This is a genomic window from Sulfitobacter sp. W074 (assembly GCF_025142275.1).
GTDB classification, from domain to species: Bacteria; Pseudomonadota; Alphaproteobacteria; order Rhodobacterales; family Rhodobacteraceae; genus Sulfitobacter; species Sulfitobacter profundi.
Genome location: NZ_CP081130.1, coordinates 971,471 through 985,220, shown reverse-complemented (window position 1 = coordinate 985,220; position 13,750 = coordinate 971,471). Strand labels below are relative to the sequence as shown.

Below are 13,750 nucleotides of genomic sequence, written 5' to 3'. Positions count from 1 at the left end.
CGCCCCCGCTGCCCTTTTGCCCTTTCCAGCCGGGCAAAACCGGTCTATACGCGCGGCTTCACGCGGGAATACAGCCTTGGAGGATTCCCGCCCTAATCAATTGGAGACTAAAATGGCCGGAGAGATTCCTGATCTTGAAGCCCAGGTACGTACGGGGACAGGCAAGGGCGCCGCTCGTCAAGCACGTCGTGACGGCATGGTTCCTGGTATCGTATTTGGTGGTGACAACGAGCCGCTGCCGATCAATATCCCGTTCAACAAGCTGCTGACCCGTCTGCGTCAGGGCCGCTTCAAAGCGACCTTGTTCAACCTCAAGGTTGAAGGCCACGACGACGTTCGCGTGATCTGCCGCGACGTTCAGCGCCATGTTGTCAAAGACCTGCCCACGCACATCGACCTGATGCGCCTGAAGCGGACCACCAAGATCAACCTGTTCATCAACGTCGAAGTCAAAGGCGAAGAAGAATGCCCCGGCCTGACAAAGGGTGGCGTGCTCACTCTGGTGCGTCCGGAAGTTGAACTGGTTGTGACGGCTGCGGACATCCCTGAGTACGTGACCGTGGACATCACCGGCCTCGAAATCGGCGACAGCGCGACCATCAGCCGTGTCGACCTGCCCGAAGGTGCCAAGCCCACAATCGACCGCGACTTCGTTGTGGCCACGATTTCGGCTCCTGCTGGCCTTGCCGCGTCGGATGACGACGAAGACGAGACTGCAGCGGACGAAGTACCGACAACCGAAATGGGTCCGCCCGACGGTGAAGAATAAGCATCAGCCGCAAGGCAATGCTGGAACGGGGTCGCATCACGCGGCCCCGTTTTGCGTTTAGGGGGTGATTTCTTCAAATGAAATCACCGCGGAATTTTCGAAAAAGCCCGGCACACAGCAGGCCATTCCATCCCCCTGCCCCGCTTGTTAAACTGCCGCGAAACCACAGGAGACCCCGCCCATGAAACTGATCGTCGGCCTCGGCAATCCGGGTGCGAAATACGCCCGCAACCGCCACAATATCGGCTTCATGGCGCTGGACCGCATCGCGGATGACCACGGCTTTGGCGCGTGGAAAGGCAAGTTTCAGGGCAGTGTCAGCGAGGGGCGCTTTGGCTCTGACCGGGCGGTGCTGCTTAAGCCTGAAACCTTCATGAACAACTCTGGCCAATCGGTGCAGGCGGCGATGAAGTTTTACAAGATCGACCCCGCGGATGTGATCGTCTTTCATGATGAACTCGACCTCGCCCCGGGCCGCGTGAAATGCAAGACCGGTGGCGGCCATGCGGGCCACAACGGCCTGCGCTCGATCCACGCGCATATCGGGGCAGAATATGACCGCGTGCGCATGGGCATCGGCCACCCCGGCCACAAGGACGCGGTCGCGGGCTATGTGCTGCGCGACTTCCCCAAGGCGGACGAAGGCTGGCTGGACGATGTGCTGCGCGGCGTCTCGGACGGGGCCGCCGATCTGGCGCGAGGCGACACCGGGCGCTTTATGAATGCCGTGGCGCTGCGCGTGGCCCCACCACGGTCGGGCACCGGCAGCAAGGGGCCAAAGAAACCCGCCGAAGCACAGCCAAAGCCCGCCCCCAGCAAGCCCGTCCCCAGCAAGCCCGAGCCGGAGGCAGAGGCCCAATCGCCGCTGCAAAAGCTGATGCACCGCTTTCGCTGAGCGCCCCAGTCTGACGTTCAGCCTGACGCCCAGCCTGACTGACGCAATGTCGGGCTGGCCCCCGCCCCTGCGCCGTGGTTCACTGAAACTGAACAGGGGGACATCATGCGTACATTCGGAAAATGGCTTGGCCGGGTCTTGCTCGCGCTTTTGGTCGCGGCAGTGGTCATCGGACTTTGGAAGCGCGAAGAGATTGAGCGGCTTCTGGCGGTGAACTCTCTCTTCTCCGAAGAGAAGATCGTGCATAACTTCAGCCATATGGACGGCGCGTTTCTTTCTGCCCCGATTTCGCGCGGGGACGGGCTGACCAGCGAACTTGCCTACGGCCCTGAGACCGAACTGCCCGATGCCGTCGACGACTGGATCGCGGCGCGCGACGTGACCGCGCTGGTGGTGCTGAAAGACGGTGCCATCGTCTATGAGAACTATTTCAAAGGCACCGGCCCCGAAGACCGCCGGATCAGCTGGTCGGTGGCGAAAAGCTATCTCTCGGCTCTGGTGGGCATCCTGCTGGAGGAAGGGCAGATCGCATCCCTCGACGATCCGGTCACGAAATACGCGCCCAATCTCAGAGGCAGCGCCTATGACGGGGCAAGCTTACGCAACGTGCTGCATATGGCCAGCGGCGTCACCTTCGACGAGGACTATCTCGACTACGATTCAGACATCAACCGCATGGGCCGGGTCGTCGCCTTGGGCGGCAGGCTGGATGACTTCACTGCCGAATTGACCGAGACTTTCACCCAGCCGGGCAGCCAGTGGCAGTATGTCTCGATCGACACCCATGTCATCGGCATGGTGGTGCGCGGGGCCACCGGACGCAGCGTGCCGGAGTTGCTGAGCGAAAAGGTCATCGCGCCCTTGGGTCTGGAACATGCGCCCTATTACATCGTTGATGGTTCAGGCACTGCCTTCGTGCTGGGCGGGCTGAACATGACCACACGCGACTATGCCCGCTTTGGCCAGATGTTTGCCCAAGGTGGCCAATGGAACGGCAAGCAGGTCGTGCCCGAAGAATGGGTGCAAGCCTCGACCAGCCCCACCGCCCCCACTGCGGAAGGCCAGATTGGATACGGCTACCAATGGTGGATCCCCGTGGGCGCGGCAGAGGGGGAATATATGGCGCGCGGCATCTATGGGCAGTACATCTATGTCGACACCGCCCGCGATGTCGTCATCGCCACCAACGCCGCCGACCGTAAATTCCGTGAGGCCGGGGTGGCGGAGCAGAATATTGAGATTTTCCGCGAGATCGCGACCTCCGTCTCTGGCGGGACCTAAGGCAGAAAGGGAAGATATGACACCCGACAGCAGCATCAACGTCCTGAACCAGCCCCTCGTGATCTGCGGGACCGACCCGGTGACGGGCTTCTTTCGCGACGGGCATTGCAACACCTGCGCGCAGGATCAGGGCAGTCATACGGTCTGCGCGGTGATGACGGCAGAGTTTCTGGCCTATTCGAAATATGTCGGCAATGATCTAAGCACCCCGCGCCCCGAATTCGGCTTTGTCGGGCTCAAGCCGGGCGATCCTTGGTGCCTTTGTGCCGCGCGTTTCTTGCAGGCCGCGGATGAGGGCTGCGCGCCGCGGGTGCACTTGGCCGCCACGCATCTGCGCGCGCTCGATATTGTGCCGCTGGACGTGCTGCGCGACCATGCCATCGACGAAAGCGAGGGATAATCATGCGCCTGCGCCTCCTGCCCCTTCTGCTGCTGTTGCCTGTCTCCGCATGGGCGGAAACCACGCTCCGCCCCGCCGATAGCGCCCGGCTGGACAACTTTGACGCTGCCTTTGGCGATGCCATGATGCAGGGCTTGGCGGGGGGCGAAGCGGGGGACGTGGCGGCCCTGACACGCGCGCTCTCCGGGCAACCACAGGTCGCCTTTTCCGCCGATTTGCAGGGGGAATGGTCCTGCCGCACGATCAAGCTTGGCGGGATCAGCCCGCTGGTGGCCTATTCCCCGTTCAAATGCCGCTTCACCGCCAGTGATCGCGGGTTCACCTTTGAAAAGCTTACCGGCTCGCAACTGACGCGGGGGGAGATCACCCTGCGCGCGGGCCGTGCGATCTATGCTGGGGTGGGCTATGTCCGGGGCGAAACACCTCCCGATTATGCCGACCTGCCCGAAGATTTCACCTCTGGCGGCAAGGTGCAAAGCGACGTGGCGGTCTTTCAGCGGGTCAGCCCCACGCGGGCGCGGCTGTTGTTTCCGTCACCGGCTATTGAGAGCGATTTCGATATTCTGGAACTAACGCGCTAAGGCGCCACGCCGCCCTTAGGCCGCGTGGCAAAGCTGCAGTTTCGACTTCGGACGCGGCATCAGCGCATCGTCCATCAGGTCTTCGATAAAGGTGCTTAGAAGCTGGGTCCGTCCGGTCACGCCCGCTTTGCGGTAAATCGCGTTGGTCTGCGCTTTCACGGTGCCTTCGGAAGTGCCGCGCATCTCAGCAATGTCTCGTGTATTCAAACCCTTAGTCAGGAAAATAGCCACGTCCCGCTCTGCCGGGGTGAGGTGCCATTCGCGAAAGTGTTCTTCGAGCACGTCAGCGAATTCCACCGTGCAATGACGCAGCGCCGTCTCTGCCCGTTCGGCGCGCTGGAGGCTCATTCGCAGGGCCATCCAGCCCAGAACGACCCCAAGGATCAGACCCAAAACCTGGATCCCTTTGTTCGGCCCGATGTCAGCCAGAGGGGTGCCAAAAAGTGTTACGCCCCGACCCTCCAGTGCAAAAACGAGCACGAAATAGACAGTGGCGTTAAACTGTAGAGCGGCGATAACCCACAGTGCGATCTTTTTCTTATTATTCATGGTGAAGCCTTGCCTTGGTATCCGCCGTATTTAACCGCGGCACACCGAAGTGCAAGGGATGGCGGCCATGCGCCATGATCAACCCTTAGTGATTTGGCACCCGCCCCGAAGGGCGAGTGCATTGTCTTGAGGCCAGTTTGAGGGAGGCTTCGCTGGCCGGAAGATCGTTTTAGCGCAATGCCTTAACTGGCATCAGCCCGCATTTAGCGCGGGAAGCTGTTCACTTTCGCAGCGTCTTGCGCGGCGGGAAAGACGGTGACGGTGACGTCGGATGTGTCTTCGGCGCGGAAGGTGCCGCTGTTGAAGATGTCCAGTTTCACATTGTCGACCGCGTCATTGCGGCTGGAATAGGAAACGCCTGCATCCGCTTTGTCGTTATAGCCGATTTGCTGGCCTTCCATGCCTTGGGCGAAAGCAGCGGAACCTGCTGTTGCAAGGATCAGGGCGGTTGTTGCGAGTGTCTTTTTCATGTCGTGTCCTTTCGGGGGAAAGTTGGGGTCGCTCCGTGATCAGCGCGGGAAGCGGTTGACCGAAGCGTCGCTCTGCGCGGTCGGGAAAACGGTGATGGTCACGTCGGACAGGTCTTCGGCGCGCAGGATACCGTCTTTGAAGATTTCCAGTTTGGTCTCATCCACAGCTTCGCTGCGGCTGGAGTAGGAAACACCATTGTCGGTCTTGTCGTTGTAGCCGATGCGCTGGCCTTCCATGCCTTGAGCAAAAGCAGCGGTGCTTGCTGTGGCGAGGATCAGGGCGGTTGTTGCGAGTGTCTTTTTCATAGTCTTAGCCTTTCGGGGAGGAAAGTTGGGGGAGGAGCCGTCGTTCGCGATTAGCGGACGAAGCGGCCGTCTTTTTGTGCGTCTTGGGTTGTGACGAATACGGTTGCGGTAGCTTCGGCAGGTGTCTCGGCGCGCAGATCGTCAAAGCTCAGAGCGTCGGATGTGACGTTACGTGTGGAATAGGCGGCGTCTGCATTATCTGCGGTATAACCGACCTGTTGGCCTTCCATGCCCTGTGCGAAGGCGGCTGTGCCTGCTGTGGCAAGGATCAGTGCGGCGGTTGCGAATGCGTTTTTCATCTCGTGTTCCTTTTCAGTCCCGGGGTGGGTTGCGAGCCGATCATCAGTGACGCGGCGTCGTTGGGATGACAGGGAAAAGGGCATTCGAGGGGGGATTGGCTATCTGCCTCGGGTTTAAATCATCCGATCTAAACCCCTGTAAGAGCGTCATAAACTTTGGTTTACGGCGCCATGGCAGAGCGAGAAACGAGGGAAAGATGCCTTAGCGTCAAGCCTGCATGGGCGAAACAGAGCTTCGCGAGCAGGCGCGCGGGCCGTAGGCGAAGGCTAGCGGGTCTTTTCTCAATGTGAAAGTTTTTCCGCTCTTTTTCGGCAAAGAACTTCGCCCCCGGCGCAAAGTTTATGCGAAAATCGCGCGATTTGCTTCGGCCCAAAAAAACGGGCCCGCGTTTTCACACGGGCCCGTCAAATTCTAATCAGATTCGGAAGCGGATTTAGGCGAATTCACCCATGTCGAAGTCCAATGCCCGGGCGACGGTGAAGATATCTTTGTCGCCACGGCCACACATGTTCATCACCAGCAGGTGATCTTTCGGCAGTTCCGGCGCGATCTTCATCACATGGGCCAGCGCATGGCTGGGCTCCAGCGCCGGGATGATCCCTTCAAGCGCACAGGACAGCTGGAACGCTTCCAGCGCCTCACGGTCGGTGATCGAGACGTATTTGGCGCGGCCAATGTCGTGCAGCCACGAATGCTCTGGCCCGATGCCGGGATAGTCGAGACCCGCCGAGATTGAGAAGCCTTCGAGGATCTGCCCATCGTCGTCCTGCAACAGATAGGTGCGGTTGCCGTGCAGCACGCCGGGGCGGCCCCCGGTCAATGAGGCGCAATGCTCCATCTTTTCGTTCACGCCTTTGCCGCCAGCCTCGACACCGATGATGTTCACCGATTTGTCGTCAAGGAACGGGTAGAACAGGCCCATCGCGTTGGACCCGCCGCCAATAGCGGCGATCAGCGTGTCGGGCAGACGGCCCTCGGCCTCCTGCATCTGCTCGCGGACTTCCTTGCCGATGATGCTTTGGAAATCGCGGACCATCGCCGGATAGGGGTGCGGCCCGGCCACGGTGCCGATGCAATAGAAGGTGTCGCGCACATTGGTCACCCAGTCGCGCAGCGCGTCGTTCATCGCATCCTTCAGCGTGCCACGGCCCGAAGTCACCGGCACCACTTCGGCGCCCAGCAGGCGCATGCGGAAAACGTTGGGCGCCTGACGCTCAACATCATGCGCGCCCATATAGACCACGCATTTCAGCCCGAACTTGGCACAGACCGTCGCCGTTGCCACGCCGTGCTGGCCCGCCCCGGTTTCCGCGATGATGCGTTTCTTGCCCATGCGGCGCGCCAGAATAATCTGGCCCAGCACGTTGTTGATCTTATGCGCGCCGGTGTGGTTCAGCTCGTCGCGTTTCATATAGACCTTGGCGCCGCCCAGATGCTCGGTCAGCCGTTCGGCGTGATAAAGCGGGCTGGGGCGACCGACGTAGTGGGTCCACAGATCATGCATCTCGGCCCAGAAACTGTCGTCGGTCTTGGCCTTCTCATATTGCTCTTCTAGCTCAAGAATGAGCGGCATCAGCGTTTCTGAGACAAAGCGCCCGCCGAAATCGCCGAAACGACCCTGTTCGTCGGGGCCGGTCATGAAGCTGTTGAAAAGATCGTTGGCCATTGCGCCTCTCCTAGAATGTCGCGCCAGCCTTACCGCAGCCCGCCCCCATGCGCCACCATGAGTTTCGCCAAGCGGCTGCGGTCGGCGGCTAGTCGAAGAGTTTGAACAGCTCGCGTTTCAACGCATTCTCCAACTCATCCTTCACGATATCCTCGGTTGAGCGGCTGTCATCCGGTGCGATGTTCAACTCTTCTTGGATTTTCTGGCGCACCACATCCTCGGCCCGCTGCTTTTCCTCGGCGAAATTCAAGTCGATCGCGGCGCGCAGATCGGCCTTGATCTCAGGGTCCGCCCATGGCCCGGTGATCCGCACCGGCACCGCCAGCCCGCCGCGCGCGGCATTGACGCGCAGCGCCTTGGGGGTGACCGTATAATCAAGAGTGCGCGCGCCCAGATTGACCTGGCCCGCCCCCGTCGCGTTGAAGTTCGGCAGCAGCATCAGCAGATCGTCATTGCGCAATACGCCCCCGGCGATGTCGAATGTCGCCTCAACGGAATCGAAAACCGTGCTGCCGCCCTCGGCATCGACCGAGCCCAAGAGCGCATCCAAATCGATCCCGGCAATCGTGCCGCGCCCCATGGTCAGCACCCCCGCCCCACTGAGCGAGCGCATGATTGCATCTACGGACTGCCCGGAGCCGAGGAACGACACCTCCGCAGTTCCGTCCCCGGTAAAGCGCGTCACCCCGGCGGTATCCTCCAACAGGTCGCGCATCTGTACGCCCTGCGCCCTCAGCTTGCCCCCCACGGATAGGCCGCTGCGGTTGTTCATCACGAATTCACCGGCAACCTTGCCGCCATAGGCGCTCATATCCTGCAGATCGAACACCATCCGCGCGCGGTCGTTGCGCAGCACGGCCCGTGTGGGCCCAAGAGCGAGTTGCCCCAGATCAATGCTCTCAGCGCTCAGCGCGATGTCGCCGTCGAAAGCCGCAAGCCAATCCGCGTTGATTTCCTGCCGAGACCACCCCTCCAGACCCGCCGTTGTCGGGCTGCCGCTGCCGCCCGTCTCTGCCGTTTCGTCCGACAGGGCCGAGAGGTCCAACGCCCCGGTGCGCAGATTGGCGGTGATGCGCGGCGTGCCATTCAGCGCCAGATCGGCCTGCCCGGTCAGGCTGTTGCCGCCCAAGTCCACCGCGATATTGCGCAGCGCCAAACGCCGATCCGCCGTCAATGTCAGCCCACTGCGCAGATCGACTGACTGGCCCAACCCCCGTGGCAGCGTGACACCGCCCGCCCCGAAAGACGCCAGAAGCCGCGCCGTATCGGGGCTATCGACCCGCAGATCCCCCGCCAGTGCGCCATTGAGCGATCCGCGCCCATCGAAAGAGACTTCGCCCCCGCGCGTCGCAACATCCGCGCGCAGCGGCTGCACGCCGCCCTCCAGAAAATCCGCAAAGCCTTCGATCCGCGCGGCAAGCTGAACCGCCTCCCCCGCCGGGGCCATGCTGGCGGTGATATCCGCGGCCCCGCCCCGCTCGGGCCAATCGAGCGCCAGATCGACACCTTCATAGCGCAGCACATCGGCCCCTTCGGCGTCATAGATCAGCGTGGCATCGGTCACCGTCAGCTTCTTAATGCTCAGGGGGCGGCGGCGGCTGGCGGTCGGTTCGCTCTGCGTCTCAATCCGCGCACCGCTGCTGCTGTCGGTGAACTGCCAACTCGCCCGCCCGTCGCGGCGCTGCTCCAGCCGGATCACCGGGCTTTGCGCCGCGATATTGGTGATGCGTATCTCACCGCGCAAAAGCGCGCCCGCATCCACCCCAATCGCCGCATTCGCCGCCGTCAGCATCGCACCCTTATCGGTCCAATCCGCATTGCCGACCTCAAGCCCGCCTGCCGTCACCCCCAACACCGGCCAGAGCGTCACGCCCACATCGCCGGTGATCGACACCGCGCGCCCGGTCATTCGGCTGAGTTGGTCACTTGCGATCCGCGCGATCCGGTCACCCGGCAGCAAGAACAGCGACCCCAGCATGACCACAATGATCAGCAACAGCGCGCCGATACCGCGTATAATCCATCTCATGGCTCTCTCCTCCTGCCCGGCGGCTCTTTCCCCGCTCACTTGCATGCCTTATAGCGCAATGCATGAGCACAAACCCACCCAATCTGCGCCCCGACCTCGCCCCACAGGCGAAGATCAGCAACCCCGCCCGTCCCGGCCAGCCGACAATCGGCATGGTCAGCCTCGGCTGCCCCAAGGCGCTGGTGGATTCTGAACGCATCCTGACGCGCCTGCGCGCCGAGGGCTATGGCGTGTCGCCCGATTACGCCGGAGCCGATGCGGTGATCGTGAACACCTGCGGTTTCCTCGACAGTGCCAAGGCCGAGAGCCTTGACGCCATTGGCGAAGCGCTGACCGAGAACGGCAAGGTGATCGTCACCGGCTGTTTGGGGGCCGAGCCGGATTATATCCGCGAACACCACCCCAAGATCCTCGCCGTGACCGGCCCGCATCAATATGAACAGGTACTCGACGCGGTGCACGGCGCGGTGCCGCCCAGCCCGGATCCATTCATTGACCTGCTGCCTGAGCAGCAGGTCTCGCTCACCCCGCGCCACTACAGCTATCTCAAGATTTCCGAGGGCTGTAACCACAAGTGCAAGTTCTGCATCATCCCCGACATGCGTGGCCGCCTGCAAAGCCGCCCCGCACATGCGGTGATGCGCGAGGCCGAGCGGCTGGTCGACAATGGCGTGAAGGAACTGCTGGTCATCAGCCAAGACACCTCCGCCTACGGCGTTGACATCAAACACGCCGAAGATCGCGGCCACCGCGCGCATATCACCGATCTGGCGCGCGACCTCGGCAGCTTGGGCGCATGGGTGCGGCTACACTACGTCTACCCCTACCCCCATGTGCGCAAACTGATCCCGCTCATGGCCGAAGGTCTGGTGCTGCCGTACCTCGACATCCCGTTCCAGCACGCCCACCCGGACGTGCTGAAACGCATGGCCCGCCCCGCCGCCGCGTCGAAAACCCTCGATGAGATCGCCGCATGGCGCGATACCTGCCCCGATATTACCCTACGCTCGACCTTCATCGTCGGCTATCCGGGCGAGACTGAGGCCGAGTTCCAGACCCTGCTCGATTGGCTCGACGAGGCGCAACTCGACCGGGTCGGGTGCTTTCAATATGAAAACGTCGAAGGCGCGCGGTCGAACGCCCTGCCTGACCATGTCGCGCCAGAGGTCAAACAAGACCGCTGGGATCGCTTCATGGAAAAGGCGCAGGCCATTTCCGAGGCCAAGCTCGCAGCCAAGGTCGGCAAGCGCATCGACGTGATCGTTGACGAGATCGACGAAGACGCTGCCACCTGCCGCACCAAGGCCGACGCGCCTGAGATCGACGGCAACCTTTTCATCGACGAGGATATTCAGAACCTCAAAGTCGGCGATATCGTCACCGTTGAAGTCGAAGAAGCAGGCGAATACGACCTTTGGGGCCGTCAGATCACCTGACGCCCCCCGGTGGCCGATCAGGCGTAGGCGCCCGCCGAATAGGTTAGCTCATAGCTGTGGCTGTAAAGCTCGAACACGATGCCAAAGGGGTCTTCGACATAGACCATGCGGTAGGGTTTCTCGCCCGGGAAATACTCCCGCACAGGCATCCGCTGCTTGCCGCCCGCCGCGACGATCCGCTCCAACAACCCTTCAACATCCGGGTCTTGGATGGCAAAATGGAACGTGCCGTGGCGCTTATGCTCTAGCTTCTCCTCGGGGGCGTAATTGCCGGGGAATTCAAAGATTTCGATGCCGATGCCATCCGCTGTCGCAAGATGGGCAATGCGCAGCGAACCCCAGCCGGGGCCGAAGACATCGGTGCACATGACGCCGATGGCCGTGTCTTCTTCTACCGCTTCGGTGGGCTGCATCACGATGTAAAAGCCCAACACTTCGGAATAGAATTTCACCGCAGCGTCGAGGTCCGGCACGGATAGGCCGATGTGAGAAAAGGTACGGGGGGTGGTCATGGGGTTTCTCCTGTTTGCGCTGAGCTTGAGATAGACAGGCACGCCCCACATGTGAAATTATCAAACCTCATCTAAATCATAACGAAACGCTTGATATGCTGAATGCCACTTGGCTTGAGACCTTCACCACCCTTTGCGAGGCGGGCCATTTCACCCGCACGGCAGAGCGGCTCAACATGACGCAACCCGGCGTGTCGCAGCATCTGCGCAAGCTTGAGGATCAACTGGGCCAGCCGCTGATCGCGCGCGAGGGGAAAAGTTTCACCCTGACCCCGGCGGGCGAAGCGCTGTTCGAGACCGGCCTTGCCCGCCGCCGCGAAGAGCAGCGGCTGCGCGAACGGATCGCCACCGATCTGCCCGACTGCGGCGTGGTGCATATCGCCTGCTCCGGCAGTTTCGCCATATTGCTCCAGCCCCTGCTGCTAGAGTGGATGGCCAACGCGCCGGACCTCTCCCTGCACCTCGAAGCCGCACCCCAAGCCACGATCCGCGCCGGGTTGCTGGATGGGCGGTTCGATCTGGGTGTGCTGGCCGATGATCCCGCCCATGCCAGACTGGAAGCCCAGCATCTGGGACGCGAGGAACTTTGCCTTGTTCTGCCGGTTAATGCATTGGAACAGATAGAAAGTTTCGCCGATCTTGAAGCGCACGGCTTCATCGCGCATCCCGATGGCTTTGCCTATGCCGACGATCTGTTGCAGTTGAATTTTCCGGGCAGCTATCCGGGGGCCGACCGGATCCGCCTGCGTGGCTATGTGAACCAAATCGGCCAGATTCCGGCGGCGGTGGCGCGGGGGGTGGGCTACACGCTTTTGCCCCGCAGCGGGGTCGAGACTTTTGCCGCGAAGGACCAGCTTCGGCTGCTGCCTCTGCCCAAACGGCGCTGGCATGAACTTTGGCTCGCCTCGCGGCGTGGGCGGCCCCTGCCCGCCCGAATGCGCAGAGCGGCAGAGCTTATCGCTGAGGCCGCTGCGAGATTGCACTAGGTCGCACAATTCGCCGATATTGTGGAACCAAACCACCTCCCTACTAGATATACCTAAAAGAAAGGGCGCGACTACGGAGAGACTTGAACTTGTTCCCTTTCTGTTCTATATGTAGAACGCAGTAGCAGAGGAATGACCACATGTCTTTTCAACCTCAGTTTCCCGGCATCTTCGACCCCGACCAACAGGGTCGCCCGCCGCGCGGCAGCGACAGTGCACAGCCCAAACAGGCCGACCGCCGCATGCCCGCGACCGAAAAGCAGATGCAATACGCCCGGACCCTTGCCAAGAAAACGGGCAGCGCGTTGCCCGAAGGGATCGAGGGTGACCGCACGGCGGTGTCAGAATGGATCGACGCCCATAAACCGCAAGCGCTAGAGGGGCCTTTCGCCGCCTACCCGTCTGCCAAACAGGTCGCCTTTGCCGAACGCATCGCGCGTTTGAAACGCCGCGATGTGCCGCAGGAGTGTTTTCGCGACAAAACCCTGATGTCGCGCTGGATCGACGGCAACAAACCGCGCTGATCCGTCGGGCCGCCCGATTGACGCTGCGTCACCTATGGCATGGCAGAACGACGCTGCTACCTATTCGGCATGGCTTATCCGACCTCCACTTCTGAGACCTTGGCTGATGGCACAGTGCATCTGCTCAGCCTCGGATTTGCTATCCCTGCCAGCATCTTTCTGATGATGCACGCCGCAGGTCAGGAGGGCACGCTGACCGCCACCGTGATCTATGCGGCGTGTATCCTTGCCTCCTTCACCGCCTCCGCCGTCTACCACCTGCTGCCCTTCGACCGCAGTCGCGCTTTTCTGGGCCGTGTCGACCACGCGGCGATCTATTTCAAGATCGCGGGCACTTACACGCCGCTTGTAATGGTGATCGGCTCGGGATTTGCCTACGGCATTTTGGGCGTGGTCTGGGCGCTCGCGGTGATCGGCGCGGTGGCAAAGCTCTGGTTCTGGCGCACCGATGCGCGGGGGTCACTGGCGCTTTACCTCGGGATGGGGTGGCTCTCGGTCCTGTTGATCTACCCGATGTGGCACAATTTGCCCGGTGCCGCCTTGGCGCTGGTGGCCGCGGGCGGGCTAACCTATTCGGCGGGCACATTGATCTATGCCCACCCCGGCATGCGCTATCAAAATGCGATCTGGCATGTCTTTGTGTTGATCGCCACGGCCTGTTTCTTTGCCGCGATTGCACTGAGCCTTTAGGCCGCCACCGCATCCAGATAGGCCCGCACGCAGGTCTGGACATGGCGAAACCGATCTCCGCCCAGATGTTTGCCGCCGTACCAACGGGTGACGACGATAAGGTGATCTTCCAGCCCTTCCCGCTCCAGCATGCGCAGGATCACCATCCCGGCACCGGATTCGCCATCATCCCCTTTCAGCGGGCCGCCGTCTGAGAACAGCACCGCCCATGTGTTATGCGTGGCCTTGGCGTAGGATTTCTCGCGCTTGAGGTCTTTTAACGCGGCGTCGACCTCGGCACGATTGCGCGCGGAACAGCCCGACACCGCGTATTTCGATCCGCGGTCGTTCAGTACCTGCCCCAATTTGCGCAAACC

General features: G+C 61.6%; 17 protein-coding genes. 9 read left to right on the top strand and 8 right to left on the bottom strand.

Going from position 1 to position 13,750, the window contains the following annotated elements:
• The first annotated feature begins 112 nt into the window (after positions 1-112).
• From K3762_RS04830 to K3762_RS04810, 5 genes are all read left to right on the top strand, one after another.
• The gene (locus tag K3762_RS04830) at positions 113-769 is read left to right on the top strand and encodes a 50S ribosomal protein L25/general stress protein Ctc (protein WP_132446835.1); all 657 of its coding nucleotides are present in this window, start codon (positions 113-115) and stop codon (positions 767-769) included.
• Between the two features lie 181 nt (positions 770-950).
• Positions 951-1,664 carry an aminoacyl-tRNA hydrolase gene (gene pth, locus K3762_RS04825; RefSeq protein ID WP_132446837.1) on the top strand — a complete coding sequence of 238 codons (714 nt, stop codon included), beginning with the start codon at positions 951-953 and terminating at the stop codon, positions 1,662-1,664.
• A 105-nt stretch (positions 1,665-1,769) separates the two neighbouring features.
• Positions 1,770-2,945: a serine hydrolase gene (locus K3762_RS04820; protein WP_132446839.1), complete on the top strand. Its 1,176-nt coding sequence runs from the start codon at positions 1,770-1,772 to the stop codon at positions 2,943-2,945.
• Between the two features lie 16 nt (positions 2,946-2,961).
• Entirely contained in the window at positions 2,962-3,345 is a 384-nt protein-coding gene (locus K3762_RS04815) for a DUF2237 family protein (protein WP_120350508.1), read from the top strand.
• A 2-nt stretch (positions 3,346-3,347) separates the two neighbouring features.
• The gene (locus K3762_RS04810) at positions 3,348-3,926 is read left to right on the top strand and encodes a DUF4893 domain-containing protein (RefSeq protein ID WP_120350507.1); all 579 of its coding nucleotides are present in this window, start codon (positions 3,348-3,350) and stop codon (positions 3,924-3,926) included.
• Between the two features lie 15 nt (positions 3,927-3,941).
• Here the strand turns inward: K3762_RS04810 and K3762_RS04805 are convergent, their stop codons facing one another.
• From K3762_RS04805 to K3762_RS04780, 6 genes are all read right to left on the bottom strand, one after another.
• Entirely contained in the window at positions 3,942-4,475 is a 534-nt protein-coding gene (locus K3762_RS04805; RefSeq protein ID WP_067625949.1) for a LuxR C-terminal-related transcriptional regulator, read from the bottom strand.
• A gap of 203 nt (positions 4,476-4,678) precedes the next feature.
• On the bottom strand, positions 4,679-4,945 hold the full coding sequence (locus K3762_RS04800) for a hypothetical protein (protein ID WP_067625952.1): 267 nt from the start codon (positions 4,943-4,945) through the stop codon (positions 4,679-4,681).
• 39 nt (positions 4,946-4,984) lie between these two features.
• Positions 4,985-5,251 carry a hypothetical protein gene (locus K3762_RS04795; protein ID WP_067625955.1) on the bottom strand — a complete coding sequence of 89 codons (267 nt, stop codon included), beginning with the start codon at positions 5,249-5,251 and terminating at the stop codon, positions 4,985-4,987.
• A gap of 50 nt (positions 5,252-5,301) precedes the next feature.
• Complete coding sequence (locus K3762_RS04790) at positions 5,302-5,550, bottom strand: hypothetical protein (RefSeq protein ID WP_067625958.1); 249 nt, start codon at positions 5,548-5,550, stop codon at positions 5,302-5,304.
• A 434-nt stretch (positions 5,551-5,984) separates the two neighbouring features.
• Positions 5,985-7,217 (bottom strand): tryptophan synthase subunit beta, encoded by a 1,233-nt coding sequence (gene trpB, locus K3762_RS04785; protein WP_120350504.1) that lies wholly within the window; start codon positions 7,215-7,217, stop codon positions 5,985-5,987.
• A gap of 88 nt (positions 7,218-7,305) precedes the next feature.
• Positions 7,306-9,246, bottom strand: coding sequence for an AsmA family protein (locus tag K3762_RS04780; protein WP_132446841.1), 1,941 nt, complete (start codon positions 9,244-9,246; stop codon positions 7,306-7,308).
• 62 nt (positions 9,247-9,308) lie between these two features.
• On the opposite strand from K3762_RS04780, the gene rimO reads away from it, so the two are divergent.
• Positions 9,309-10,682 carry a 30S ribosomal protein S12 methylthiotransferase RimO gene (gene rimO / locus K3762_RS04775; RefSeq protein ID WP_132446843.1) on the top strand — a complete coding sequence of 458 codons (1,374 nt, stop codon included), beginning with the start codon at positions 9,309-9,311 and terminating at the stop codon, positions 10,680-10,682.
• A gap of 17 nt (positions 10,683-10,699) precedes the next feature.
• Here rimO and K3762_RS04770 read toward each other — a convergent pair whose 3' ends face one another.
• Positions 10,700-11,194, bottom strand: coding sequence for a lactoylglutathione lyase family protein (locus K3762_RS04770; RefSeq protein ID WP_132446845.1), 495 nt, complete (start codon positions 11,192-11,194; stop codon positions 10,700-10,702).
• 95 nt (positions 11,195-11,289) lie between these two features.
• On the opposite strand from K3762_RS04770, the gene K3762_RS04765 reads away from it, so the two are divergent.
• From K3762_RS04765 to trhA, 3 genes are all read left to right on the top strand, one after another.
• The gene (locus K3762_RS04765) at positions 11,290-12,180 is read left to right on the top strand and encodes a LysR family transcriptional regulator (RefSeq protein WP_132446847.1); all 891 of its coding nucleotides are present in this window, start codon (positions 11,290-11,292) and stop codon (positions 12,178-12,180) included.
• Between the two features lie 140 nt (positions 12,181-12,320).
• Positions 12,321-12,704 (top strand): hypothetical protein, encoded by a 384-nt coding sequence (locus K3762_RS04760; protein WP_132446849.1) that lies wholly within the window; start codon positions 12,321-12,323, stop codon positions 12,702-12,704.
• 69 nt (positions 12,705-12,773) lie between these two features.
• A complete protein-coding gene (gene trhA, locus K3762_RS04755) occupies positions 12,774-13,394 on the top strand; it encodes a PAQR family membrane homeostasis protein TrhA (RefSeq protein ID WP_259949973.1) in 621 nt (206 codons plus the stop codon).
• On the opposite strand, the gene K3762_RS04750 is transcribed toward trhA, so the two are convergent.
• Positions 13,391-13,747 (bottom strand): YigZ family protein, encoded by a 357-nt coding sequence (locus K3762_RS04750; RefSeq protein WP_120350499.1) that lies wholly within the window; start codon positions 13,745-13,747, stop codon positions 13,391-13,393. The genes trhA and K3762_RS04750 overlap by 4 nt on opposite strands.
• Between the last annotated feature and the right edge of the window lie 3 nt (positions 13,748-13,750).